Source organism: Streptomyces sp. WM6386, from assembly GCF_000972385.1.
GTDB lineage: Bacteria > Actinomycetota > Actinomycetes > Streptomycetales > Streptomycetaceae > Streptomyces.
Genome location: NZ_JXTE01000011.1, coordinates 19,960 through 43,033, shown reverse-complemented (window position 1 = coordinate 43,033; position 23,074 = coordinate 19,960). Strand labels below are relative to the sequence as shown.

Annotated in this window: 21 protein-coding genes; 13 read left to right on the top strand and 8 right to left on the bottom strand. The window is 70.4% G+C overall.

What is annotated here, in order from left to right:
* The first annotated feature begins 154 nt into the window (after positions 1 to 154).
* The 9 genes from TN53_RS09240 (at position 155) to pssA (ending at position 11,088) form a co-directional block, all read left to right on the top strand.
* On the top strand, positions 155 to 1,960 hold the full coding sequence (locus TN53_RS09240; RefSeq protein WP_046257951.1) for a 3-hydroxyacyl-CoA dehydrogenase family protein: 1,806 nt from the start codon (positions 155 to 157) through the stop codon (positions 1,958 to 1,960).
* Positions 1,961 to 2,096: 136 nt separating this feature from the next.
* Positions 2,097 to 2,906, top strand: a complete 810-nt coding sequence (locus tag TN53_RS09235; RefSeq protein ID WP_046258040.1) for a TetR family transcriptional regulator — start codon at positions 2,097 to 2,099, stop codon at positions 2,904 to 2,906.
* A gap of 410 nt (positions 2,907 to 3,316) precedes the next feature.
* Positions 3,317 to 4,660, top strand: coding sequence for a crotonyl-CoA carboxylase/reductase (ccrA, locus tag TN53_RS09230; RefSeq protein WP_046257950.1), 1,344 nt, complete (start codon positions 3,317 to 3,319; stop codon positions 4,658 to 4,660).
* A 17-nt stretch (positions 4,661 to 4,677) separates the two neighbouring features.
* Complete coding sequence (locus TN53_RS09225) at positions 4,678 to 6,726, top strand: protein meaA (protein ID WP_046257949.1); 2,049 nt, start codon at positions 4,678 to 4,680, stop codon at positions 6,724 to 6,726.
* Positions 6,723 to 7,682: an HpcH/HpaI aldolase/citrate lyase family protein gene (locus tag TN53_RS09220; protein WP_046257948.1), complete on the top strand. Its 960-nt coding sequence runs from the start codon at positions 6,723 to 6,725 to the stop codon at positions 7,680 to 7,682. The genes TN53_RS09225 and TN53_RS09220 overlap by 4 nt, the downstream gene beginning before the upstream one ends.
* A gap of 5 nt (positions 7,683 to 7,687) precedes the next feature.
* Positions 7,688 to 8,200, top strand: coding sequence for a MaoC family dehydratase (locus TN53_RS09215; RefSeq protein ID WP_046257947.1), 513 nt, complete (start codon positions 7,688 to 7,690; stop codon positions 8,198 to 8,200).
* A gap of 2 nt (positions 8,201 to 8,202) precedes the next feature.
* Positions 8,203 to 9,417, top strand: a complete 1,215-nt coding sequence (locus TN53_RS09210) for an acyl-CoA dehydrogenase family protein (protein WP_046257946.1) — start codon at positions 8,203 to 8,205, stop codon at positions 9,415 to 9,417.
* Between the two features lie 170 nt (positions 9,418 to 9,587).
* The gene (locus tag TN53_RS09205) at positions 9,588 to 10,247 is read left to right on the top strand and encodes a phosphatidylserine decarboxylase (protein WP_046257945.1); all 660 of its coding nucleotides are present in this window, start codon (positions 9,588 to 9,590) and stop codon (positions 10,245 to 10,247) included.
* A 22-nt stretch (positions 10,248 to 10,269) separates the two neighbouring features.
* On the top strand, positions 10,270 to 11,088 hold the full coding sequence (gene pssA / locus TN53_RS09200) for a CDP-diacylglycerol--serine O-phosphatidyltransferase (protein ID WP_046257944.1): 819 nt from the start codon (positions 10,270 to 10,272) through the stop codon (positions 11,086 to 11,088).
* Positions 11,089 to 11,253: 165 nt separating this feature from the next.
* On the opposite strand, the gene TN53_RS09195 is transcribed toward pssA, so the two are convergent.
* Genes TN53_RS09195 through TN53_RS09175 form a run of 5 tightly spaced genes read right to left on the bottom strand, consistent with a single transcriptional unit; the run spans position 11,254 to position 16,084 of the window.
* Positions 11,254 to 12,525: an ABC transporter substrate-binding protein gene (locus TN53_RS09195; RefSeq protein ID WP_046257943.1), complete on the bottom strand. Its 1,272-nt coding sequence runs from the start codon at positions 12,523 to 12,525 to the stop codon at positions 11,254 to 11,256.
* Complete coding sequence (locus TN53_RS09190) at positions 12,522 to 13,640, bottom strand: branched-chain amino acid ABC transporter permease (RefSeq protein WP_046257942.1); 1,119 nt, start codon at positions 13,638 to 13,640, stop codon at positions 12,522 to 12,524. Before TN53_RS09190 ends, TN53_RS09195 begins: the two co-directional genes overlap by 4 nt.
* Positions 13,633 to 14,523, bottom strand: a complete 891-nt coding sequence (locus TN53_RS09185) for a branched-chain amino acid ABC transporter permease (RefSeq protein ID WP_046257941.1) — start codon at positions 14,521 to 14,523, stop codon at positions 13,633 to 13,635. The genes TN53_RS09190 and TN53_RS09185 overlap by 8 nt, the downstream gene beginning before the upstream one ends.
* On the bottom strand, positions 14,520 to 15,284 hold the full coding sequence (locus tag TN53_RS09180) for an ABC transporter ATP-binding protein (protein WP_095046397.1): 765 nt from the start codon (positions 15,282 to 15,284) through the stop codon (positions 14,520 to 14,522). Before TN53_RS09180 ends, TN53_RS09185 begins: the two co-directional genes overlap by 4 nt.
* Positions 15,285 to 15,289: 5 nt before the next feature.
* The gene (locus TN53_RS09175; RefSeq protein WP_046257939.1) at positions 15,290 to 16,084 is read right to left on the bottom strand and encodes an ABC transporter ATP-binding protein; all 795 of its coding nucleotides are present in this window, start codon (positions 16,082 to 16,084) and stop codon (positions 15,290 to 15,292) included.
* 181 nt (positions 16,085 to 16,265) lie between these two features.
* Between TN53_RS09175 and TN53_RS09170 the strand changes: the two genes are divergently transcribed.
* Positions 16,266 to 17,462, top strand: coding sequence for a PucR family transcriptional regulator (locus tag TN53_RS09170; RefSeq protein WP_046257938.1), 1,197 nt, complete (start codon positions 16,266 to 16,268; stop codon positions 17,460 to 17,462).
* On the opposite strand, the gene TN53_RS09165 is transcribed toward TN53_RS09170, so the two are convergent.
* Positions 17,463 to 18,581, bottom strand: coding sequence for a glycerate kinase (locus TN53_RS09165; RefSeq protein WP_046257937.1), 1,119 nt, complete (start codon positions 18,579 to 18,581; stop codon positions 17,463 to 17,465).
* A gap of 281 nt (positions 18,582 to 18,862) precedes the next feature.
* Here TN53_RS09165 and TN53_RS09160 point away from each other — a divergent pair, with 281 nt between their 5' ends.
* Together TN53_RS09160 and TN53_RS09155 are read left to right on the top strand one after the other, a co-directional pair.
* Entirely contained in the window at positions 18,863 to 19,933 is a 1,071-nt protein-coding gene (locus TN53_RS09160; RefSeq protein ID WP_046257936.1) for an ADP-ribosylglycohydrolase family protein, read from the top strand.
* A gap of 105 nt (positions 19,934 to 20,038) precedes the next feature.
* Positions 20,039 to 20,533, top strand: a complete 495-nt coding sequence (locus TN53_RS09155; protein ID WP_046257935.1) for an NUDIX domain-containing protein — start codon at positions 20,039 to 20,041, stop codon at positions 20,531 to 20,533.
* 22 nt (positions 20,534 to 20,555) lie between these two features.
* On the opposite strand, the gene TN53_RS09150 is transcribed toward TN53_RS09155, so the two are convergent.
* Complete coding sequence (locus TN53_RS09150) at positions 20,556 to 21,701, bottom strand: RNA polymerase sigma factor (RefSeq protein ID WP_046257934.1); 1,146 nt, start codon at positions 21,699 to 21,701, stop codon at positions 20,556 to 20,558.
* A complete protein-coding gene (locus tag TN53_RS09145; RefSeq protein ID WP_046257933.1) occupies positions 21,701 to 22,114 on the bottom strand; it encodes a YciI family protein in 414 nt (137 codons plus the stop codon). The genes TN53_RS09150 and TN53_RS09145 overlap by 1 nt, the downstream gene beginning before the upstream one ends.
* Positions 22,115 to 22,300: 186 nt before the next feature.
* Here TN53_RS09145 and TN53_RS09140 point away from each other — a divergent pair, with 186 nt between their 5' ends.
* Positions 22,301 to 23,047 (top strand): SIR2 family NAD-dependent protein deacylase, encoded by a 747-nt coding sequence (locus TN53_RS09140; RefSeq protein ID WP_046257932.1) that lies wholly within the window; start codon positions 22,301 to 22,303, stop codon positions 23,045 to 23,047.
* Positions 23,048 to 23,074 lie beyond the last annotated feature (27 nt).

Sequence of the window (23,074 nt, the reverse complement as noted above, 5' to 3'; positions counted from 1 at the left end):
TCTCCGGGCGTGTGCACGCCTGTGACGACGGCACCGCACCACCGGGCGTGTGCGCTTGCAGCCCGGCAACACCCGCATTCTCCACGCATCCGGTGCGCCTTCGGGCGTACCGGGTCGCGCTCCCAGTCGTCACCCTCATTCCTGGAGTCCCGCGATGGCCGCTCCCCTGTCCGACACCCCTCTGTCCCCGCTGCAGACCATTGCCGTCATCGGCCTCGGCACGATGGGCACCGGCATCGCCGAGGTCCTCGCCAAGGCCGGTCGCGAGGTCGTCGGCATCGACATCAGCGAGGCCGCGGCCGCCCAGGCCGTCACCGCCCTGGAGACCTCGACCGCCCGTGCCGTGGAGCGCGGCCGGCTGACCGAACAGGAGCGCGCCGGCATCCTCGCCCGGGTCCGCACCTCCACCGACCTGCGCACCGCGGCCGACGCCGACCTGGTCATCGAGGTGGCCCCGGAGTCGTACGAGATCAAGCACCAGATCTTCCGTGAACTCGACGGGATCGTGCGCCCCGGGACGATCCTGGCGACCGGCACCAACGCCCTGTCCGTCACCCGGCTCGCCGCCGACTCGGCCCGTCCCGAGCGCGTGCTCGGACTGCACTTCTTCAACCCGGCGCCGGCGATGAAGCTCGTCGAGGTCGTCTCCTCGGTGCTGACCGCGCCGGCCGCCGTCAGCGCGGTCACCGACCTCGCGCTCGCCCTCGGCAAGGAGCCCGTCGCGGTCGGCGACCGGCCCGGATTCGTCGCCGACGGGCTGCTGTTCGGCTATCTCAACCAGGCCGCCGCGATGTACGAGGCGAAGTACGCCTCCCGCGAGGACATCGACGCCGCGATGCGGCTCGGCTGCGGGCTGCCCATGGGTCCGCTCGCCCTGCTCGACCTGATCGGCGTCGACACCGCGCGCACCGTCCTGGAGGCCATGTACTCCGAGTCCCAGGACCGGCTGCACGCCCCCGCGCCGATCCTCAAGCAGCTCAGCGAGGCGGGGCTGACGGGCCGTAAGTCGGGCCGTGGCTTCTACTCGTACGAGGCTCCGGGCAGCGCCACGGTCGTGGCGGACACCCTGACGCCGGCCACCGGGGATTCCCAGGCCCCCGGCCGTCCGATCCGTTCCGTCGGTGTCGCGGGCTCCGGCACCATGGCGTCCGGGATCGCCGAGGTCTTCGCCAAGGCCGGCTACGAGGTCGTCCTCGCCGCCCGCAGCGAGGAGAAGGCCGAGACCGCCAAGGCCCGGATCGGCAAGTCCCTCTCGCGCTCCGTCGACAAGGGGCGGATGACCGCCGAGGCCGCCGCGCAGACCCTGGACCGGATCACGGCGGCGGGCTCGTACGACGCCTTCGCCGACGTCGATCTGGCCGTCGAGGCCGTCGCCGAGGACCTGGAGGTCAAGCAGCAGCTCTTCGCGGCGCTGGACAAGGTCTGCAAGCCGGGTGCGGTCCTGGCCACGACCACCTCGTCGCTGCCGGTCGTCGCCTGTGCCCGTGCCACCTCGCGTCCCCAGGACGTGATCGGCATGCACTTCTTCAACCCGGCGCCGGCGATGAAGCTGGTCGAGGTCGTCCGCACGGTGCTCACCGCCGACGACGTCCACGCCACGGTCCGCGAGGTCTGCGTGAAGATCAGGAAGCACGCGGTCGACTGCGGCGACCGAGCCGGCTTCATCGTGAACGCACTGCTCTTCCCGTACCTCAACAACGCCATCAAGATGGTCCAGGAACACTACGCGTCGCTCGACGACATCGACGCCGCGATGAAGCTGGGCGGCGGCTACCCGATGGGCCCCTTCGAGCTCCTGGACGTCGTCGGGCTCGATGTCTCGCTCGCGATCGAGAAGGTCCTGCACCGCGAGTTCCGGGACCCGGGCCTCGCTCCGGCCCCGCTCCTGGAGCACCTGGTGGCCGCGGGCTGCCTCGGCCGCAAGACGGGCCGAGGCTTCCGCGAATATGCCCGCCGCTGAGCCGTCCGGCGACTGGTCCAAGGACTCCGAGGCCTGGGGCGGACTGCTCGACCCCCACGGAACCCCCCTGCCCGCACCGGGCGGGGGGCACCCGGGACATGAGCGCCAACCTGCGCACATGCAGTACGTTCGGGTCATGTCCCAGCCCGCCAAGTCCTCACGCACACCAGCTACGCCCGACGCGCCGGAAAGTGCCGCAGGCGGTCGCGCCGCCGCCCAGCGGCTCAAGATGCGCCGAGAACTGGCGGCCGCGGCGATGGAGCTGTTCTCGACCAAGGGGTACGAGGCGACCACCGTCGACGAGATCGCGGCCGCGGCGGGAGTCGCGCGGCGCACCTTCTTCCGCCACTTCCGCTCCAAGGAAGAGGCGATCTTCCCCGACCACGACGACACGTTGATCCGCGCCGAGGCCGTCCTCAACGCCGCGCCCCCGCACGAGCATCCGCTCGACACGGTGTGCAACGGCATCAAGGAGGTCATGCGGATGTACGCGGCGCGGCCGGAGATCTCGGTCGCCCGCTACAAGCTGACGCGTGAGGTGCCCACCCTGCGCGAGGCGGAGATCGCGTCGGTGGCCCGCTACGAGCGGCTGTTCACCCGCTACCTCCTGGGCCACTTCGACGAGCACGCGCACGACGACGAGGCCAACGACGACCCGCTGCTCGCCGAGGTCGCCGCGTCCGCCGTGGTCACCGCCCACAACCACGTGCTGCGGCGCTGGCTCCGGGCCGGCGGCCAGGGCGACGTGGAGTCCCAGCTGGACCACGCCTTCGGGATCGTGCAGAAGACGTTCGGGACCGGCATCGGAGTGGGGCGGACCAGTACGCCCCAGCCGTCCGCCGCGACGGTCTCGACCCACGGCGAGGTCCTGGTGACGGTGGCCCGCACCGACGCCCCGCTCGACCAGGTCATGCGGACCATCGAAGAGGCGCTGAAGGGCCGCTGACCGCCCCTCACCCGTGTGATGACGGCCACCCCTCGGGGTGGCCGTTTTGGCATGTCAGGAACCCTTTTCCAGCAGATTTCAAGCCGCGTTCGATCGATCATCGCTCATTTGTTACGTAAAGATTTCACCTGAGAGCAATCAATGGCACTCAGTGCCTTGCGGCATGACACGCGGTGTCATACGTTGATGTTGTCCGGGCGGCCGGCGTGCAGAGACCTTTCGTACGTCGGCTGTCCCAACAAGTCATCGACTTGCCCGCCCGGACGCCTGCGTCACAGGCAACCTCCCGCGCCACAAAGCGCTGCCGAAGCACCACCTCGCCGAACCGACGGCACTTCAAAAAACCCTCAGCAGCACGACGTAACCCTCAGCGTCCCTCCCTCAGGACGCGTATCGCCGGAGGCAACACCGTGACCGTGAAGGACATCCTCGACGCGATCCAGTCGCCGGACTCGACGCCGGCCGACTTCGCCGCTCTGCCGATTCCCGAGTCGTACCGCGCGATCACCGTGCACAAGGACGAGACGGAGATGTTCGCGGGCCTCGAGAGCCGCGACAAGGACCCGCGCAAGTCCACCCACCTCGACGACGTCCCGGTGCCGGAGCTCGGTCCGGGCGAGGCCCTGGTCGCCGTCATGGCATCGAGCGTCAACTACAACTCGGTGTGGACCTCGATCTTCGAGCCGCTGTCGACCTTCGGGTTCCTGGAGCGCTACGGCCGCACCAACGACCTGGCCAAGCGGCACGACCTGCCGTACCACATCATCGGCTCCGACCTCGCGGGCGTCGTCCTGCGCACCGGCCCCGGCGTGAACGCCTGGAAGCCCGGTGACGAGGTCGTCGCACACTGCCTGTCCGTCGAGATGGAATCGTCGGACGGCCACAACGACACCATGCTCGACCCCGAGCAGCGCATCTGGGGCTTCGAGACCAACTTCGGCGGCCTCGCCGAGATCGCCCTGGTCAAGTCCAACCAGCTGATGCCCAAGCCGGGCCACCTCAGCTGGGAGGAGGCCGCCGCACCGGGCCTGGTGAACTCCACCGCGTACCGGCAGCTGGTCTCCCGCAACGGCGCCGGCATGAAGCAGGGCGACAACGTCCTGATCTGGGGCGCCAGCGGTGGCCTCGGCAGCTACGCCACCCAGTTCGCCCTGGCCGGCGGCGCCAACCCGATCTGTGTCGTCTCCAGCGACCAGAAGGCGGACATCTGCCGCTCGATGGGCGCCGAGGCGATCATCGACCGCAACGCCGAGGGCTACAAGTTCTGGAAGGACGAGCAGACCCAGGACCCCAAGGAGTGGAAGCGCTTCGGCAAGCGCATCCGCGAGCTCACCGGCGGCGAGGACATCGACATCGTCTTCGAGCACCCCGGCCGCGAGACCTTCGGCGCCTCCGTCTTCGTCACCCGCAAGGGCGGCACCATCACCACCTGCGCCTCGACCTCGGGCTACATGCACGAGTACGACAACCGCTACCTGTGGATGTCGCTGAAGCGGATCATCGGCTCGCATTTCGCCAACTACCGCGAGGCCTGGGAGGCCAACCGGCTCATCGCGAAGGGCAGGATCCACCCGACCCTGTCCAAGGTGTACTCCCTGGAGGAGACCGGCCAGGCCGCCTACGACGTGCACCGCAACCTCCACCAGGGCAAGGTCGGCGTGCTGTGCCTGTCCCCCGAGGAGGGTCTTGGCGTGCGCGACGAGGAGATGCGCGCCACGCACCTCGACGCCATCAACCGCTTCCGCAACATCTGAGACACCCGGGGTCATAGATGACTGAGCGTCAGCCCGCCGAAGGCAAGCGGGAGAAGGACCGGCCGTGGCTCATGCGCACGTACGCCGGCCACTCCACGGCCGAGGCGTCCAACGAGTTGTACCGGCGTAACCTCGCCAAGGGCCAGACCGGCCTGTCGGTGGCGTTCGACCTGCCGACGCAGACCGGCTACGACTCCGACCACATCCTCGCCCGCGGCGAGGTCGGTCGGGTCGGCGTGCCGGTCGCGCACCTCGGTGACATGCGCCGGCTGTTCCAGGACATCCCCCTGGAGCAGATGAACACCTCGATGACGATCAACGCCACCGCCATGTGGCTGCTGGCGCTCTACCAGGTCGTCGCCGAGGAGCAGGGCGCGGACATCACCAAGCTCCAGGGCACGACCCAGAACGACATCGTCAAGGAGTACCTGTCCCGGGGCACGCACGTGTTCCCGCCGGTGCCCTCGCTCCGCCTGACGACGGACATGATCTGCTACACGGTCAACCACATCCCCAAGTGGAACCCGATCAACATCTGCAGCTACCACCTCCAGGAGGCGGGAGCCACCCCCGTCCAGGAGATCGCGTACGCGATGTCGACGGCGATCGCGGTCCTGGACGCCGTCCGGGACTCCGGTCAGGTGCCGGAAGAGAAGTTCGGTGACGTCGTCGCCCGTATCTCCTTCTTCGTGAACGCGGGCGTCCGCTTCATCGAGGAGATGTGCAAGATGCGCGCCTTCGGCCGCATCTGGGACAAGGTCACCCGTGAGCGCTACGGCATCGAGAACGCCAAGCAGCGTCGTTTCCGCTACGGCGTCCAGGTCAACTCCCTCGGTCTGACCGAGGCGCAGCCGGAGAACAACGTCCAGCGGATCGTGCTGGAGATGCTGGCCGTCACCCTCTCCAAGGACGCACGCGCGCGTGCCGTGCAGCTGCCCGCCTGGAACGAGGCCCTCGGTCTTCCCCGGCCGTGGGACCAGCAGTGGTCGCTGCGCATCCAGCAGGTCCTCGCCCATGAGAGCGACCTGCTGGAGTACGAGGACATCTTCGAGGGCTCTCATGTCATCGAGGGGAAGGTCGAGAAGCTCGTCGAGGCGTCCCTCGCGGAGATCGACCGGATCCAGGAGATGGGCGGCGCGATGGCCGCCGTCGAGTCCGGCTACCTCAAGTCGCAGCTCGTCTCCTCGCACGCCGAGCGCCGGGCCCGGATCGAGTCCGGCCAGGAGAAGATCATCGGCGTCAACATCTTCGAGACGACCGAGCCCAACCCGCTCACCGCCGACCTGGACACCGCGATCCAGACGGTCGACCCGGCGGTCGAGGCCCGCGTGATAGCCGGTCTGCAGCACTGGCGCGACACCCGCTACCAGCCGCCCTTCAACCACCCGCGCCCGTGCAAGGCGCTGGAGAAGCTGAAGGAGGCCGCCAAGGGCACCGGCAACCTCATGGAGGCCACCCTGGAGTGCGCCCGCGCCGGTGTCACGACCGGTGAGTGGTCCGGGGCGCTGCGCGAGGTGTTCGGTGAGTTCCGGGCGCCGACCGGGGTCTCGTCGGCGCCGGTCGCGGTGCCGGCGGAGGAGGGCTCGGCCATGGCGGACGTGCGCCGCAAGGTCGACCTGACGGCCAAGGACATGGGTGTCGGCAAGCTCCGCTTCCTCGTCGGCAAGCCGGGCCTGGACGGGCACTCCAACGGTGCCGAGCAGATCGCCGTGCGGGCCCGTGACGCCGGGTTCGAGGTGGTCTACCAGGGCATCCGTCTGACGCCCGAACAGATCGTGGACGCGGCCCTCGCCGAGGACGTGCACGCGGTCGGGCTGTCCATCCTGTCGGGCTCGCACGCCCAGCTGGTGCCGGACGTCCTGGAGCGGCTCCATGTGGCCGGTGCCACAGACATACCTGTCATCGCCGGTGGGATCATCCCCAATGGAGACGCCGAACAGCTCAGGGCTGCGGGCGTGGCCGCGGTGTTCACCCCGAAGGACTTCGACATCACCGGAATCATCGGCCGCATCGTCGACGAGATCCGGAAAGCGAACAAGCTCGACCCCCTGGAGGTCCCCGCATGACCGTCAACCGTCTGCGTCCCCGCCGCTCGTGTCTCGCGGTGCCGGGAAGCAACCCCCGCTTCCTGGAGAAGGCGCAGGGCCTCCCGGCGGACCAGGTCTTCCTCGACCTGGAGGACGCGTGCGCCCCGCTCGCCAAGCCCGAGGCGCGGCACACCATCGTCAAGTTCCTCAACGAGGGTGACTGGACCGGCAAGACGCGCGTGGTCCGCGTCAACGACTGGACGACCGAGTGGACTTACCGCGACGTCGTGACCGTCGTCGAGGGTGCCGGGCAGAACCTCGACTGCATCATGCTGCCGAAGGTGCAGACCGCCCAGCAGGTCGTCGCCCTCGACCTGCTGCTGACCCAGATCGAGAAGACGATGGGCTTCGAGGTCGGCAAGATCGGCATCGAGGCGCAGATCGAGAACGCGCAGGGTCTGAACAACGTCAACGAGATCGCGACAGCTTCCCAGCGCGTCGAGACGATCATCTTCGGCCCGGCCGACTTCATGGCGTCCATCAACATGAAGTCGCTGGTCGTGGGCGAGCAGCCGCCCGGCTACCCGGCGGACGCCTATCACTACATCCTGATGAAGATCCTGATGGCGGCCCGCGCCAACAACCTCCAGGCGATCGACGGCCCCTACCTGCAGATCCGCAACGTCGACGGCTACCGCGAGGTCGCCCAGCGCGCCGCGGCCCTCGGTTTCGACGGCAAGTGGGTGCTGCACCCGGGCCAGGTCGAGGCGTCCAACGAGATCTTCTCGCCCTCGCAGGAGGACTTCGACCACGCCGAGCTGATCCTGGACGCGTACGAGTACTACACGTCCGAGGCGGGCGGCAAGAAGGGCTCCGCGATGATCGGCGACGAGATGATCGACGAGGCCAGCCGCAAGATGGCGCTGGTCATCTCCGGCAAGGGCCGCGCGGCCGGCATGCAGCGCACCTCGAAGTTCGAGATCCCGGAGGTCTGAGCGCGATGCAGTTCGGACGCACCTACGAGGAGTTCGAGGTCGGGGCGGTCTACAAGCACTGGCCCGGGAAGACGGTCACGGAGTACGACGACCACCTCTTCTGTCTTCTCACCATGAACCACCACCCGCTCCACATGGACACCAACTACGCGGAGAACACGACCGACTTCGGCAAGAACGTCGTCGTGGGGAACTACATCTACTCGTTGCTGCTGGGCATGTCCGTGCCGGACGTGTCGGGCAAGGCGATCGCCAACCTGGAGATCGAGTCGCTGCGACACGTGGCGCCGACCTTCCACGGCGACACGATCTACGGCGAGACGACGGTCCTCGACAAGACGCCCTCGAAGTCGAAGAACGACCGGGGCATCGTCTACGTGGAGACCAAGGGCTACAAGCAGGACGGCACGCTGGTCTGTGTGTTCCGCCGCAAGGTGATGGTGCCGACCGAGACGTACATCAAGGAGCGCGGCGGCGAGCAGCCCGGCCGCCCCACTCTGAAGCAGCAGGAGAAGTAGTCATGGCGCGACTCGCCCAGACCGCCGGTCTCACCGACATCCAGCAGGAAATCCTCTCCACCGTCCGCGACTTCGTGGACAAGGAGATCATCCCGGTCGCCACCGAGCTGGAGCACCGCGACGAGTACCCGCAGCAGATCGTCGACGGCCTCAAGGAGTTGGGCCTGTTCGGCCTGATGATCCCGGAGGAGTACGGCGGTCTGGGCGAGTCGCTCCTGACGTACGCGCTGTGCGTCGAGGAGATCGCCCGCGGCTGGATGTCGGTGTCCGGCATCATCAACACCCACTTCATCGTGGCGTACATGCTCAAGCAGCACGGCACACAGGAGCAGAAGGACCACTTCCTGCCGCGCATGGCGGCCGGCGACATCCGCGGCGCGTTCTCGATGTCGGAGCCGGCTCTGGGCTCGGACGTGTCGGCGATCACGTCGAAGGCGGTGAAGGACGGCGAGGAGTACGTCCTGAACGGCCAGAAAATGTGGCTGACGAACGGTGGGACGTCAAGTCTGGTCGCCGTACTCGTCCGAAGTGACGAAGGACTCACTCCCGAAGAGGCGGCTGCCAAGCCCCACAAGTCGATGACGACCTTCCTCGTCGAGAAGGAGCCCGGCTTCGGAGAGGTCCGCCCCGGCCTCACCATCCCGGGGAAGATCGACAAGATGGGCTACAAGGGTGTCGACACCACCGAGCTGATCATGGATGGCCTGCGCATTCCGGCCGATCGGGTGCTCGGCGGGGTCACCGGCCGAGGTTTTTACCAAATGATGGACGGCGTCGAAGTCGGCCGCGTCAACGTGGCGGCGCGTGGTTGCGGTGTCGCTCAGCGCGCTTTCGAGCTGGGCGTCTCGTATGCCCAGCAGCGTCACACTTTCGGCAAGCCGATCGCCCAGCACCAGGCAATCCAGTTCAAGCTCGCCGAGATGGCTACCAAGGTCGAGGCCGCTCATGCGATGATGGTCAACGCGGCACGCAAAAAGGACTCCGGGGAGCGAAACGACCTTGAGGCTGGGATGGCGAAGTACCTCGCCTCCGAGTACTGCAAGGAGGTCGTGGAAGACGCCTTCCGGATCCACGGCGGCTACGGCTTCTCCAAGGAGTACGAGATCGAGCGCCTCTACCGTGAGGCTCCGATGCTGCTGATCGGTGAAGGTACCGCCGAGATCCAGAAAATGATCATCGGTCGCAGGCTGCTCGAAGAGTATCGATTCCAGGGCTGATTGTCCGGATACGGGGTGTTTTCTTGGAGAAGAAGATCACACCCCGTCAACGCTCTTCAGCCGCCGACTCGGCTTCCTGGCTTGCCCAGTTGTGGCCCCCGACCGGTACGATCCCGGGAAAGCCGCCGTCCCCCGTTACCGCGCGGCGCCATCCGCTACGAAGGTCATCCATGCCCCACAGCCAAACCTCTGCACCACGCGACAGCCAGGTCGGCGGCGTACGCCTCGCGCGCGGAGCATCGCCGTGGCTTCTCCCGACCGTCGCCACCGCAGCCCTCAGCCTGGTGCGTGCGCGCAAGTCCGGCGCCGCCAAGGCCGTCGCCGTGCCCGCCACCGCGCTCGCGGCGGGCATGCTGTGGTTCTTCCGCGACCCCGAGCGCGAGATCACCCAGGGCCGGGTCATCTCGCCCGCCGACGGCGTGGTGCAGAGCATCATGCCGTGGAAGGACGGGCGCACCCGCGTCGCGATCTTCATGAGCCCGCTCAACGTCCACGTCAACCGCGCGCCTCTCTCCGGCACGGTGACGTCGGTCGAGCACATCCCGGGTGGGTTCGTTCCGGCGTTCAACAAGGAGAGCGAGAACAACGAGCGCGTAGTCTGGCACTTCGACACCGAACTCGGTGACATCGAGATGATCCAGATCGCCGGCGCGGTGGCCCGCCGCATCGTTCCCTACGTTCCGCAGGGCACGAAGGTCGAGCAGGGCGAGCGCATCGGTCTGATCCGCTTCGGCTCGCGCGTCGACATCTACCTGCCGGAGGGCGTGGACGTCGCGGTGGAGGTCGGTCAGAAGACCGTGGCGGGGGTGACTCGCATTGACCGTGATTGATCCTGAGACACAGGCGGGCTGGGTGCCCGAGGCCGAAGAGGTCGAGGACGAGGAGGAGATGCCTCTTTCTCTCCGCCTCTCAATAGCGGACACCCTCACGCTCGGCAATGCCACGTGCGGCTTCATGGCGGTGTACTTCACCACCACCGGCATCCTGATCCCGCACCTCACGGACAGCCAGGAGTCCGGCATGGCCCGCAACAGCGCGGCCACCGCTGTCATCCTGATGCTCTGTGCGGCGGTCTTCGACCTGTTCGACGGCCTGGTGGCGCGCAAGCTGCGCTCCTCGCCGATGGGCGCGGAGCTGGACAACCTCTCCGACCTGGTCAGCTTCGGCCTGGCACCGGCGTACTTCGTCCTCGTCTACGGCATGGTCGCCGCCGACGCCTCCCAGCGGGTGGCGGCGGTGGGGGCGATCGTGGTGCTCCTGGCGGTGGTGCTCAGACTTGCGCGGTTCTCCTGTGTGACGGTCAAGGACGGCACCTTCCAGGGCATGCCGTCACCGTTCGGGGCGCTGACCGTGGTCTCGATCGTGCTCCTCGAGCTGCCCTTCGAGGCGACGCTGATGGCGATCCTGGGGACGGCGTGGCTGATGGTGAGCCGGGTGGAGTACCCCAAGCCGCGGGGCATCCTCGCGGTGGCGATGCTCGGCTGGATCGTGTCGGCCATGGGCCTGCTGGCGGCCTGGGCGTTCGACGCGCCGGGCGGACAGCTGCTCCTCCAGACGGGCTGTGCCCTCCAGCTGGTCATGGGCGCGGTGATCCCGCTGTTCGCCACGGCCCGCCGGGTGCACAACTTCCGTGACAACCGGCGTGAGGCACGAGCGACACAGCTGCCGTAGGGCTCCGCCGTATCACACCGAGAGGCCCGAACCGGATGACGGTTCGGGCCCCTTGCTGTTGCGGCTGCCGGGTCGGCGTAGTTCGTCCGCTGCGGGCCGGTAGGGGCTGGTCGCGCCCACGCGGCGGAGCCGCACATGGACACAGCCCCGCGCCCCTGCGGGGCCTCAGGCCCCCGGTGTGTACGCCTCCGCCACCTCGGAGGCCTCCGCCTCCCGTACGACCTTCATGCCGCCCGTCACGCTCTTGTCCGGCTGCAGGATCACGCTCTGCCGGGAGGACGGGGACTTGGGATCGGTGAAGTTCTGGGTGGGGCCGAAGCCGAGGTCGAAGGAGTCGATGGCCAGCAGGGCCTTGTCGACGCCCTCCCTGGTGAGGTCCTTGCTCTCACAGGCCTTCTTCAGTGCCTCGCCGAAGGCCGACACCGCGGTCCAGCCGGCGACGATGCCGTTGTCGAGGGCGTCCTTCGGGTAGGCCGCCTGATAGTCGGCGACGAGCTTCTTCGCCTGCGGGGTGTCCGCGCCGATCGGGAGCGAGGGCGAGGCCACGTAGTAGTTCTTCATCAGGGCCGGTCCCGCCTGGGTGGCCAGGAGCTGGGGTGCGAAGGCGGAGTTGTTGCCGATGATCGGCACGTCGAAGCCGCCGGCCGCCGCGACGCCGACGAGCGAGGCCGCCTGGCGCGGACCCGCGCTGATGACGATCGCCTTGACGCCGGCCTGCTTGAGAGCGGCGACCTGGGCGGTCATGTCGTTGTCGGTGGGCTTGATCTTCTGTTCGACGACGGTCAGCCCCTTCTCCCGCGCGATGTGCTGGGAGCCGACCAGGGCGCTCTCGCCGTAGTCACCCTCGAAGTACACGTGGCCGATCTTGTCGCCCTTCTTGACGCCCTTCTCCTGGAGCAGGAAGTCGACGGCGTTGATCGTCTCGATGTCGTAGGTGGAGCCGATGACCCGGATGTACGGGCTGCCGAGCAGCGCCGCCGACCATGCCTGCGGCAGCACGAGCCCCTTGTCCTGGCCGTCGATGCGCTGCTTGACCGCGGCGACGAACGGGGAGCCGATGAACTGCGCGAAGCCCAGCACCTTCGGCTCCAGCTCGGTGTAGCCGGAGACAGCCTTCTGCGGGTCGTAGCCGTGGTCGCGGACCGTCAGCCGGACCTGGTAGCCGCAGACACCGCCGTCGGCGTTCAGCTGCTTCACATACAGCTGCTGGGCCTGGGTGACGCTCTTGCCGAGGGTGGCGTAGACGCCGGTCATGTCGGTGAGGGCGCCGAGTGTGATCGTCTTGCCGGAGATGCCGTCGCCGGTCTTCACCCCGCCCGCGGACTGTTTGTCACCGTCCCCATTTTCGGTGTTCTTGGCCTTTGAGCTGCATCCCGCCAGTACGAGCAGGGCGGCGAGCGCGCCCGCGGCGGCCCTGGCCGCGTACGTCCTGTTCATCGTTCCTCCCCTGGATGAGTTGTGACGCGACGCCGGGCGGCCACCCTGACCAGGCCGCCGGGCAGGAACAGCACCACCAGCACGACGGCGGCGCCGTAGAGGTACCGGGATGCCTCGCCCGGTGCGATCCCGCCCGTGCCGGGGGCGGAGACCAGGGGCAGCGCATCGCTGTAGCGGGTCAGCAGCTGCGGGAGCAGGGAGACGAAGACGGCCCCCGCGACCGCGCCGGAGACCGAGCCGAGCCCGCCGATGACGATCATGGCGAGGTATTCGAGGGACAGCGTGATGCCGAAGTAGTCGGGCACGGTCCGCTGGAAGACCAGAGCGAGGATCACGCCCGCCAGACCGGCGTACATCGACGACAGCACGAAGACGGCGGCCCGGTGCCGGGCCACGGGTACGCCGATCACTCCGGCGGCGATGCGGTGGTCACGGATGGCGTTCATGGCCCGGCCCGGACGGCCGCGCAGGACGCCACGGGCGAACAGGGCACCGGCCAGGAGGACTGCCAGACCGGCGTACCAGAGTTTCTCCGCGGACCCGAACGGCACGGCGGCCACGAGGAGTTCACGGTCGTCGAAGGTGAGGCCGAAGAGGTTCAGCGGCGGTACGTCACGACCGTTCGCCCCGCCGGTCAGATCGTGGGCGTTGAACATCACGTGCTGCCCGATGAAGACGAGCGCGAGCGTGGCGATGCCGAGGTAGGCGCCGCTGAGCCGCCCGGAGATGGGGCTGAACAGCCCGCCCGCCACCCCCGCGACCAGCACCGCGAGCACGGCCGCCAGCCACGTCGGCAGGCCGAGCCCGGTCAGTCCGTCGCCGCCGTCCGCCGCGAACACGCAGTAGCCGTAGGCGCCGACGGCGAGGAAGAAGGCGTGGCCCATGGAGAGCTGGCCGGTGGCGCCGGTGAGGAGGTTGATGCCGATCGCGCCGATGGCCGCGGCCATGGCGAAGAGCCCGGCCTGGAGCCAGAAGCGGTCGAGGTAGAAGGGCAGGGCGAGGAGGAGGACCGCCCCGGCGGCACCGACGTAGGAGCGGGGGCTCGTGGGCCAGGCGGGGCGGCGGGTGCCGGGCGGCGCCTCGCGGGCCTCGTCGCGGCCGAGAACCTCAGACACGGGCCAGCTCCTTCGTCCCGAACAGCCCGGCCGGGCGGATGAGCAGGATCGCGACCATCACCAGGTACGGCGCCAGGTCTCCGAGCCCACGCCCCAGGAACGTCAGGTCGCTCTGGTAGCCCGTCGCCAGCGACTCCGTGACGCCGACCAGCAGCCCGCCCACCAGCGCGCCCGTCGTGGAGTCCAGCCCGCCGAGAATCGCGGCCGGGAAGGCCTTGAGCGCGGCCAGCGAGGTGGCCCGTTCCAGCCCCGGCGTCGGGAAGACGGTGAGGAACAGCGCGGCCACCGCGGCCAGTCCCCCCGCCACCGCCCACGCTCCCAGCGACACCCGCCCCAGCCGTACGCCCATCAGGGCCGCGGTCTCCGCGCTCTCCGCGGCCGCCCGCATCGCCACGCCCCACGAGGTGTACCGGAAGACCAGCAGGAACGCGGTGATGAGCAGCGCCGCCGCCACGAACGCGGCGATCCGCGTGTGGGCGAGGGAGATCGGCCCGAGCTTGAGCACGGCGTCGCCCCACGGGTCCCCGAGCGGCAGCACGTCGGTGCCCATACGGCGGGTCAGTTCGGTGGTGAGCAGGATGTCGACCCCGATGGTGACAATGGCGAGGACGCTGTGGTCGGAGCCCCGGTAGCGCCGCATCACCAGGAACTCCACCGCCGCGCCGACCACGGCCGCACCCGCGATCCCGACCAGCAACGCGGGCCAGAAGCCGATGTCGTCGTGGAGGGTCGCGGTGACATAACCGCCCGCGAGCAGCAGCGAGGCATGGGCGAAGTTGACGACCTCGGTGGCCCGGAAGATCACCACGAAGCCCAGCGCGATGAGCGCGTACACGGAGCCCAGCGAGACACCGTTGAGGAGGATCTCGGCGAAGGTGCTCATGACGCGTCCCCCAGATACGCCCGTACGACGGCCGGATCGTTCTGTACGTCGGCGGGGGCGCCGTCGGCGATCCGGCGCCCGAAGTCGAGTACGGTCACGGCGTCCGCGAGCCGCATCACCACCCCCATGTCGTGTTCCACCAGCACGATCGAGATGCCGAGCCCGTCACGGACTCCCGCGATCACGGCGGCTGTCCGGCGCCGCTCACCGGCGGTCATCCCGGCCACGGGCTCGTCGAGAAGCAGCAGGCGCGGCTCCATGCAGAGCGCGCGGGCGAGTTCGGCAAGCTTCTGCTGCCCGTACGGCAGGGAGCCCGCCGGGCGGTCCAGACAGTCCGCGATGCCGACGAACTCGGCGATCTCGCGGACGCGTTCACGGTGCGTGCGTTCCTCTCGGGCCGCCGAGGGCAGCCGGAGTCCCGCCGCCAGAAAGCCGGTCCGGGTCAGCCGATGCCTGCCGAGGAGCAGGCTGTCCTCGACCGAGGCGAGCGGCGGCAGGGCGAGGTTCTGGAAGATACGGGCGACGCCGAGGCCGGCGATGCGGTGCGCGGGCATGCCGGTGAGCTCGTGGTCACCGAAGCGGACGCTGCCCGCGGTGGCCCGGTAAACGCCGGACAGGACGTTGAAGCAGGTGGACTTTCCGGCGCCGTTGGGGCCGATGAGGGCGTGCACGGTGCCGGGGCGGACGGTGAAGCTCACCTCGTCCAGGGCGGTGAGCCCGGCGAACCGGACGGTGAGGTCGCGTACTTCGAGGGCATCCACGGCGCTCACCCCTTCCACCGACCGAGGGTGCGCCCGCCCGCCGTCTCCGCGTCCGCCGCCGCGTCCTCGTCGACGACACCCAGATAGCGGCGGCGGACCTCGTCGGAGGCGGCCAGTTCGGCGGCCGGGCCGGACAGGGTCACCTCGCCGACCTCGAGGACGTACGCGCGCGTGGCGAGCCGCAGAGCGAGGGCGGCGTTCTGTTCGACGAGGAGGACCGAGGTGCCCTGTTCGTTGATCTCGCGGACGGTGTCGGCGATCCGCCGGGCCATGAGCGGGGCGAGTCCGAGGGAGGGCTCGTCGAGGAGGAGAACCTTCGGGCCGGCCATCAGGGCCCGGGCGACGGCGAGCATCTGCTGTTCACCGCCGGAGAGCAGGCCCGCGCGTTGCTGTGCGCGCTCCGCGAGGACGGGGAACAGTTCGTGGACGCGGGCGAGGGCTTTCGGCCGGCCCGCGCGGCTGCCGCCGAGGGCGCCCGCGCGCAGGTTGTCGGCGACCGTCATCCGGGCGAACACCCGCCGCCCTTCCGGTACTTGGGAGACGCCGACGGCGACCACGCGGTCCGGTGAGAGCTGGTCGAGCCGTCGGTCGCCCAGGGTCACACCGCCCTCGGTGACCGCGCCGCCGTGGAAGGACAGCGTGCGGCTGATCGCCCGCAGCAGCGTGGACTTGCCGGCGCCGTTGGAGCCGAGGACGGTCACCACGGCTGCCTCGGGCACCTCCAGGGACACCCGGCGCAGGGCGCGCACGGGTCCGTATCCGACCGACAGATCCCGTATCACGAGTCCGGAACCCCCCATGGACTTCCCCCCTGTCCTCACTCGGTGTGGCGCTCACCCCAGCACCGGCGAGGGCGTCCGTCCACGGCCCGCGGCGGAATCGCTGCGGGTGCCCAGCGGGCCGGGCGGGGCGTTGTGCGTGTGCACAACACCGCGTGTCAGGGGCCTGTGCGCGGCCGCGTCCCGGTGTCATCCTGCGGTCATGGGAGGGCGACGGCCGCGCACCGGTCATGACTGGAAGCTGCTCGCGGAGTCCTGCACGGCTCTGCTGGAACGGGTGCCCGAGCTCGTCGACGAGCACCTACGGCAACTCACCGAGCACTCCCCCGTGTACGGGCTGGTGCTCCCGCACGACGCGCAGTGGAGGGAGGCGGAGGAGGCGTTCCGGGTCGGCATCGAGACGATCTCCGCGCCCCGGGACTCGCCGCGCCGGGACCTGGAGTACGCGGAGGACGCGGGCCGGCGCCGGGCCCAGCAGGGACTGCCGCTGGATCTGCTGGTGCACGCCTATCGCAACGCCGGCTATCTGGTGTGGGACGCGCTGGTGGAGGGCGCGGCCGGGCGGGAGCCGGAGCGGCTGGCGGCGCTGATGCGGTCGACGACGATGGTGTGGTCGGCGGTGGACGCACAGGCCCAGGCCGCGTCGGAGGCGTACCGGGCGACCGAGGCGGAGCTGCGGCGGCGGACCGACGAGCAGTTGCAGGCGTTGCTCGACGCGCTCCTGGAGGGGCAGGCGTCGCCGGGGCTCGCGGCGCGGGCGGCGGCGGGTCTTGATCTGCCGGAGCACGGGCCGTACGCGGTGGTGGTGCTGCGGACCGAGCGGCGGGACGGCGGTGCGCGGCCGTTGCGGGGGGCCGGGTTCCGGTTCATCTGGCGGATGCGGGCGGACTGCGAGGTCGGGGTCGTCGCGCTCACCCCGGGCCAGGGCCTGGACGGGGTGGCCCGGGCGCTCGACGGGCGGTGCTCGGGGCCCGGCGGGATCAGTCCGGTGGTACCGGGGCTGGCCGAGCTGGGGCGGGCCCGGCGGCTCGCGGAACTGGCGCTGCGGACGTGTCCGGCGGACGCGACCGAGGTCGTACGGCTGGATCAGCGGATGCCGACGGCGCTGGTGGTGAGCCAGCCGGAGCTGGCCGACCGGCTGGTGTCGGACGTGTTCGGCGAGCTGCTGGCGCTGGAGCCCACCGATCGGGCCGTGCTCCTTGAGACCCTCGATGTGTGGCTGGCGTGCGAGGGCTCCGCGGGGCGGGCCGCGGGACGGCTGTACTGCCATCGCAATACGGTCTTCAACCGGCTACGACGACTGGAACAGCTGACGTCCCGGTCACTGGCCCGGCCCCGGGATCTGATCGAGATGACGTTGGCGCTGGACGCGTACCGGCTCTCGGGTGCCCGGAGGTGATCAGGTCAGGAAGTCCCGGCCGATCTGCTCCGCCACCCGCTCCAGGATCGGCCCGGCGTCCGCGATGCACTTCGCCACGTCGGGCTCGACCTCGGTGAGCGGGTACGCCCGTCGGATACCCGCCCTGCCGAGCGCCTCCGGAGGCAGGGCCAGGCGGCCGCAGACCGCGACGACCTCCTTGTCCGCGGCGCGGGCCGCGGCGGCGACGCCCGCGGGGGCCTTGCCGTGGAGGGTCTGCTCGTCGAGGGAGCCCTCGCCGGTGATGACCAGGGTGGCCTTCTCCAGCGCGGGGGCGAAGCCGAGGACGTCGAGCATGACCTCGATGCCGGGGCGGAACCGGGCGCCGACCAGCAGCGCGCCGTAGCCGATGCCTCCCGCGGCGCCCGCGCCCGGGGAGGCCGCGTGCCCGGCGGCCTTGGGGCCGACGGCCTCCTCCAGCACCCGTGCGTAGTGGGCGAGGGCCTCGTCGAGAGCCGCCACGTCGTCCGGCGAGGCGCCCTTCTGCGGGCCGTAGACCGCGGGCGCGCCCTTCGGGCCGGTCAGCGGGTTGTCGACGTCGCTGGCGAGAACCAGCTCGACGTCGGCCAGGCGCGGCTCCAGGCCCGACAGGTCGGCCGTGGCGAGGTCGGCGAGACCGCCGCCGCCCGGGGCGACCGGCTCGCCGTCCTTGTCGAGGAACCGGGCACCGAGCGCGGTCAGCATGCCGGCGCCGCCGTCCGTGGTGGCGCTGCCGCCGACGCCGAAGACGATGGTGCGGGCGCCCGCGTCGAGCGCGGCCCGCAGCAGCTCGCCGGAGCCGTACGTGGAGGACGTGAGCGGCGCGAAGACGCCCTTGGGGAGGCGCTGGAGGCCGCTGGCCTCCGCCATCTCCACCACGGCCGTGTCGCCGCGCAGCGCGAAGGCGGCCGTGACCTCCTGGCCGAGGGGTCCGGCGGCCTTGATCTCGTGTCGCTCGAAGCCGGCCGCGACCGCCGCGTCCACGGTCCCGTCACCGCCGTCGGCCACGGGCAACGCCTCGACCTCGACACTCGGCACGGCCCGGCGCAGCCCGGCCGTCACCCGCTCCGCGACCTGCACGGCCGTCAGCGACCCCTTGAACTTGTCCGCGGCGATGAGCACCCTCTGGGCACCGTTGCCTGCAGCGTTCGCCACCTTGCATTCCCCTTGCTCTCCGGGCCTCACGCATGTCAGGCCAGTCGCGCCGCTGCGACCTTAACCGGAGGTGCCCCTCGCCGTCATGCCCCGCCCGGACCCTGAGAAGCCGCTGCGACCCCACTGTGCGGTGGCCCGTCATCGAGTGCTGTGCTTTTCCGGGGGACAACCCCCGGACCCCCAGCAGAAAAACACGTCCCGCGTGACCGGTGTGGACATCGCCAGGCGAACCTGAGTAAACCGGTCCTATGACCCCTGTGGGTACCGCACCAGAGCTCGCCGACCGCGTCCTCGGGGGCTGGCTGGGCCGGATCGCCGGCAACATGCTCGGCAAGCCGGTCGAGCAGGGCGACCTGTGGACGCGGGACCGGATCGACCGCTATCTGAGGCAGGCCGCCGCCCTGCCGCTGACCGACTATCTGCCCGAGCCGCCCAGCGAGAGCGACGGCTTCGAGCTGCGCCCGGAGTGGCGCCAGTGCGTGCGCGGCCGGATCCACGGCAGCTGCCGTGACGACGACGTGGACTACGCCATCCTCGGCCTGGACCTGCTGGAGACGCACGGCTTCGCCTTCAGTACCGAGCAGGTCGGGGACCGGTGGCTGCTCAGGCTGCCTTATCTGCAGACGTTCACGGCGGAACGGGCCGCCTACCGCAACCTCGCCAACGGGCTGAAACCGCCGCTGACGGCGACGTACGACAATCCCTACCAGGAGTGGATCGGCGCCCTGATCCGCGCCGACATCTACGGCTGGACCTGTCCCGGCGTCCCGCGCCGCGCGGCCTCGCTGGCCCGTCGGGACGCGGTGCTCTCGCACACCGGCAACGGTGTGTACGGCGCGATGTGGGCGGCCGCGCTGGTCTCGGCGGCGTTCACCGCGTCGACCGTGCGCCAGGCCCTGGACCAGGCGCTGACCGTGATCCCGGGCAGCAGCCGTCTTGCCCGGACCGTGCGCCGGGTGATCTCCCTCCACGACACCCGGATGACCTGGGAGGACACCCTCGGCACGGTGGCCGAGGAGACCTCCGGGATGGGCTGGATCCACACCGTGCCGAACGCCGCGGTGCTCACCGCCGGGCTCCTGTACGGCGACGGCGACTTCACCCGCACCGTCACGCTGACGGTCCGCGGCGGCCTGGACACCGACTCCAACGGGGCGACCGCCGGGTCGGTGGCCGGGGTGCTGAGCGGAGCCGAGGCGATTCCGGCGCAGTGGAAGGAGCCGCTGGAGGACACGGTGCGCAGCGCGGTCTTCGGGTTCGACGGGGTACGGATCAGTGAACTGGCGGAGCGCACACTGCGGTTGGTGGGCACCGAGTGACACCGGTTGTGCGGCGCGCGGGAGGCGCGCGGCCGTCCTCGCGGGCCTGCGGGAGCCGCTCGGCGCGCTCTCCCCGCTCCGGGACGGCCTGGCTACCCTTCGTGGATGACCGCTACTGACTTCGCCACGTACATCGCGGGCCTCCCCCGTGTCCTCGCCGGTGCCGCCGCCCTCTTCCGGGACGCGGCGGGCCGGGTGCTGCTCGTCGAGCCCAACTACCGTGACGGCTGGGCGCTTCCGGGCGGCACCGTCGAGTCCGACGACGGCGAGACCCCCCGCCAGGGTGCGCGCCGGGAGACCGCGGAGGAGATCGGCCTCGACCGGGAGCTCGGCCGGCTGCTCGCGGTGGACTGGGTGCACGGGACGGCGGCACGGCCGCCGCTGGTGGCGTACCTCTACGACGGCGGGGTGCTCGGCGAGGACGACTTCAAGGCGATCCGGCTGCAGGAGGAGGAGCTGCTGTCCTGGCGGCTCGTACCGCGCGAGGAGCTGGCCGAATATCTGCCGGGTGCCTTGGGCCGCCGGGTACTGGCCGCGCTGGACGTGCTCGTGGGCGGGGCGGGGACGGCCGAACTGGAGAACGGGCACCGGGTCGGCTGACGCCGCGTGGGAGCGCGGCGCGTCAGTGCCGCAGACGGGTGTTGAGGCGGGCGGCCTGTCGGGTCAGGTGGTCGCGTTCGGCGAGGTCGGTGGCCTTGCGGGCCGCCTCGGCGTACAGCCGTGCCGCCGTCGTCAGATCGCCGTCGCGCTCGTGGAGGTACGCCGCCACCGCGGTGTGGCGGGGCAGGGAGTCCGCCAGCGCCGCGAGTGCCGCGAGGCCCGCGCGCGGTCCGTCGGCCTCCCCGACGGCGACGGCGCGGTTGAGCCGGACGACGGGGCTGTCGGTCAGCCGGGCGAGTTCGTCGTACCACTCGACGATCTGTACCCAGTCGGTCTCCCCGGCGGTGGGCGCGTCCGCGTGGAGGGCCGCGATGGCGGCCTGGGCCTGGAACTCGCCCAGCCGGTCGCGGGCCAGCGCGGCTTGGAGGATCTCGACACCCTCGGCGATCGCCCCGGTGTCCCAGCGGCCGCGGTCCTGCTCGGCGAGCGGCACCAGGCTGCCGTCGGGCGCGGTCCGGGCGGCACGGCGGGCGTGGTGGAGCAGCATGAGGGCGAGCAGCCCCGCCACCTCGGGGTGGTCGATGACGGCCGCGAGCTGCCGGGTGAGCCGGATGGCCTCGGCGGCGAGGTCGACGTCGCCGGAGTAGCCCTCGTTGAAGACCAGGTAGAGGACGCGCAGCACGGTGGCGACGTCACCGGGCCGGTCGAACCGTACGCCGGAGACGGTGCGCTTGGCGCGGCTGATGCGCTGCGCCATGGTCGCCTCGGGCACCAGGTAGGCCTGGGCGATCTGGCGGGTGGTGAGGCCGCCGACGGCGCGCAGGGTGAGGGCGACCGCGGACGACGGTGTCAGCGAGGGGTGGGCGCACAGGAAGTAGAGCTGGAGCGTCTCGTCCACCGCGGGCGCGGGTCCGGGCGCCGGTTCCTCGTCGAGGCGGTCCTCACGTCTGCGCCGGGCGGTGTCCGCGCGGGTGGCGTCGAGGAACTTGCGCCAGGCCACGGTGACCAGCCAGCCCTTCCCGTCCCGCGGAGGGTCGGCCGGCCAGACGCGGACCGCCTCCACGAGCGCGTCCTGCACGGCGTCCTCGGCCGCCGCGAAGTCGGCTCCGCGGCGGACGAGGACGGTGAGCACGCTCGGCGTGAGGCTCCTCAGCAGGGCCTCGTCCATCAATGACAGTCCGCGGTGGTGGAAGGCGCGGACAGGAACGGGCGCAGTTCGAGCCACTCGTGGATCGGCTTCCCGCCCGCCCCGGGAGCGGCGGACAGCTCCCCGGCGAGCTCGACGGCGCGCTCGTAGGTGTCGACGTCGATCACCATCCAGCCGGCGATGACGTCCTTGGTCTCGGCGAAGGGACCGTCGGTGACCGGCGGGCGGCCCTCACCGTCGTAGCGGACCCACGCGCCCTCGGGGGCGAGGGCCTGCCCGTCGACGAACTCGCCGCTCTTCTCCAGCCGGTCCGCGAAGTCCCGCATGTACTGCACATGCGCCGAGATCTCCTGCGGCGTCCACTGGTCCATGGGGACGTCGTTCACCGCGGCCGGGGCTCCCCGGTAGTGCTTCAGCAGCAGGTACTTGGCCATGGTGGTTCTCCTCGGTACTGGTGCGGCCCATTGTGGTCGCGTTCACCCCTGGGACGGAGCGGGTCACGGGTTCTCGACATCGCCGCCCAAGATTTTTTTGGAGCCGGGTGCGGCCGTACGACGACGGGGACGACGGCCGGCATAACCGCTCGCTCCCGACAACCCCGCCGATCTACCCTCGGCCCCATGGACAAGCCTCTCGTCGCCCTGCTCAGTGGCGCAGGTATTTCGACCGATTCCGGGATCCCGGACTATCGCGGCCCCAATGGCCTGTGGCGGCGGGATCCGGAGGCCGAGAAGCTCGTGACGTACGGGTACTACATGGACGATCCGGAGATCCGGCGCCGCTCGTGGCGGATGCGGCGCGAGAACCGGACGCTCAAGGCCGAGCCGAACGCCGCGCACATCGCCGTGGCCGAGCTGGAGCGGTCCGGCGTGCCGGTGCGGGTCATCACGCAGAACGTGGACGGGCTGCACCAGCTCGCCGGGATGCCGGCCCGCAAGGTGCTCGAACTGCACGGCTCCGCACGGAGTTTCGTGTGTACGAAGTGTCATGCGCGCGGGCCCATGGAGGACGCCCTCGCCCGGGTCGAGGCCGGCGAGGAGGATCCGGCGTGCCGGGAGTGCGGCGGGATCCTCAAGTCGGCGACCGTGATGTTCGGCGAACGGCTCGACCCGGTGGTGCTCGGCGAGGCGTTCTCGATCACCAAGGCGTGTCAGGTGTTCATCGCCGTCGGCAGCACCCTCCAGGTCCAGCCCGCGGCCGGGCTCGCCGGTGTCGCGGCCGACCACGGGGCGCGGCTGATCATCGTCAACGCCGAGCCGACGCCGTACGACGATCGCGCCGACGAGGTGGTGCGGGAGCCGATCGGGACGGCACTGCCGAAGCTGCTGCGGCGGCTTCGGGAGGAGGGCTCTCCTCGTCCGGTGTGACGCGGTGCCGTCCAGGGCGCGTCCCGG

Bases quoted from the DNA above. Each gene is read 5' to 3' on its own strand.
- TN53_RS09160 (WP_046257936.1), top strand. From the start codon at position 18,863: ATGACCCCTGTGGGTACCGCACCAGAGCTCGCCGACCGCGTCCTCGGG.
- TN53_RS09235 (WP_046258040.1), top strand. From the start codon at position 2,097: ATGTCCCAGCCCGCCAAGTCCTCACGCACACCAGCTACGCCCGACGCG.
- TN53_RS09210 (WP_046257946.1), top strand. From the start codon at position 8,203: ATGGCGCGACTCGCCCAGACCGCCGGTCTCACCGACATCCAGCAGGAA.
- TN53_RS09195 (WP_046257943.1), bottom strand. From the start codon at position 12,525: ATGAACAGGACGTACGCGGCCAGGGCCGCCGCGGGCGCGCTCGCCGCC.
- TN53_RS09225 (WP_046257949.1), top strand. From the start codon at position 4,678: ATGACTGAGCGTCAGCCCGCCGAAGGCAAGCGGGAGAAGGACCGGCCG.
- TN53_RS09220 (WP_046257948.1), top strand. From the start codon at position 6,723: ATGACCGTCAACCGTCTGCGTCCCCGCCGCTCGTGTCTCGCGGTGCCG.
- TN53_RS09215 (WP_046257947.1), top strand. From the start codon at position 7,688: ATGCAGTTCGGACGCACCTACGAGGAGTTCGAGGTCGGGGCGGTCTAC.
- TN53_RS09155 (WP_046257935.1), top strand. From the start codon at position 20,039: ATGACCGCTACTGACTTCGCCACGTACATCGCGGGCCTCCCCCGTGTC.
- TN53_RS09175 (WP_046257939.1), bottom strand. From the start codon at position 16,084: ATGGGGGGTTCCGGACTCGTGATACGGGATCTGTCGGTCGGATACGGA.
- TN53_RS09150 (WP_046257934.1), bottom strand. From the start codon at position 21,701: ATGGACGAGGCCCTGCTGAGGAGCCTCACGCCGAGCGTGCTCACCGTC.
- TN53_RS09240 (WP_046257951.1), top strand. From the start codon at position 155: ATGGCCGCTCCCCTGTCCGACACCCCTCTGTCCCCGCTGCAGACCATT.
- TN53_RS09205 (WP_046257945.1), top strand. From the start codon at position 9,588: ATGCCCCACAGCCAAACCTCTGCACCACGCGACAGCCAGGTCGGCGGC.
- TN53_RS09145 (WP_046257933.1), bottom strand. From the start codon at position 22,114: ATGGCCAAGTACCTGCTGCTGAAGCACTACCGGGGAGCCCCGGCCGCG.
- TN53_RS09185 (WP_046257941.1), bottom strand. From the start codon at position 14,523: ATGAGCACCTTCGCCGAGATCCTCCTCAACGGTGTCTCGCTGGGCTCC.
- TN53_RS09170 (WP_046257938.1), top strand. From the start codon at position 16,266: ATGGGAGGGCGACGGCCGCGCACCGGTCATGACTGGAAGCTGCTCGCG.
- TN53_RS09140 (WP_046257932.1), top strand. From the start codon at position 22,301: ATGGACAAGCCTCTCGTCGCCCTGCTCAGTGGCGCAGGTATTTCGACC.